Annotated in this window: 1 protein-coding gene; it reads right to left on the bottom strand. The window is 73.1% G+C overall.

Annotated features, from left to right (window positions below; translation table 11 throughout):
* Positions 1-102: 102 nt before the first annotated feature.
* On the bottom strand, positions 103-1,076 hold a 974-nt coding region (locus tag MFF42_RS25050), incomplete at its 5' end, for a M23 family metallopeptidase (protein WP_238258677.1).

Genomic DNA, 1,076 nt, shown 5'->3' on the forward strand with positions numbered 1-1,076 from the left:
CGTGCGGGGAGAGGGGAACCCAGCTGAGGACGCGGTGGGCTGAACGAAAAGGGGCGGCTCCGCGAGGAGCCGCCCCTTTTCGTCTGCGACGATGGGAAGAGATCAGCCGCCGAGATGGGGCATCGGGTCGACCGGGGTCGCGCCCTTGCGCAGCTCGAAGTGGAGCTGGGGCGAGGTGACGTTGCCGGTGGCGCCGGACTTGGCGATCGTCTGGCCGCGCTTCACCTTCTCGCCGGGGCGCACGTCGAGCTCGCCGTTATGGGCGTAGGCCGAGACGTAGCCGTTGTTGTGCCGCACCAGCACCAGCTTGCCGTAGCCCTTCACGTCGGAGCCGGCATAGGCCACGGTGCCGTCCTCGGCCGCCTTGACCGGGGTGCCCTCGGGCACGGCGATGTTGATGCCCTCGTTGCCGGCCGAGCCGTAGCCGTTGATGATGCGGCCCTTGGCCGGCCAGCGGAACGACTCGGCGGGCGCCTGCGGGGCGGCCGCGGCCGGGATCGGGGCCGAGGCGTCGGCGCTGGCGACCTTCACCGGAGCGGCGGGCGCCGTCTCCTTCGCGGGCGACTTGGCTGCTTCCTTGGCCGCTTCCTTGCTCTCCTTGGCCGCGGCTTTGGCGGCCGCTTCGGCGGCGCGGGCCTCGGCGAGCTTCTTGGCGGCGTCCGCCTTGGCCTGCTTGGCCTCGGCCTCGGCCTTGCGGGCGGCCTCCGCCTTCGCGGCTTCCTTGGCCGCGTCCTTCGGATCGGCCTTCGTCTCAGCCTTGGCGACCTTCTCGCCGGCCTTCTGGCCCGGGCGCGGATGCTTGGCGGCCTCGGCGGCCTTCTTCGCCTCGGCGGCCTTGGCGTCGGCGAGCTTCTTCGACTGCGCCGCCTTCTCCGCGGCCTTGGCCTCGGCGGCCTTCGCTTCGGCGATCTTGGCGGCGGCAGCCTGCCGCTCGGCCTCGCGGCGGGCATCCGCGGCCTTGGTCTCGGCGTTCTTGGCGGCGGCTTCGGCGGCGCGCTTCTCCGCGGCCCTTTCGGCGGCCTTGTCGACGGGCTTGCCGAACTGGAGCTTGGGCTGCGGCGCCGGGGCGGAGGCGC

It is taken from the genome of Methylorubrum podarium, from assembly GCF_022179745.1.
Lineage (GTDB): Bacteria > Pseudomonadota > Alphaproteobacteria > Rhizobiales > Beijerinckiaceae > Methylobacterium > Methylobacterium podarium.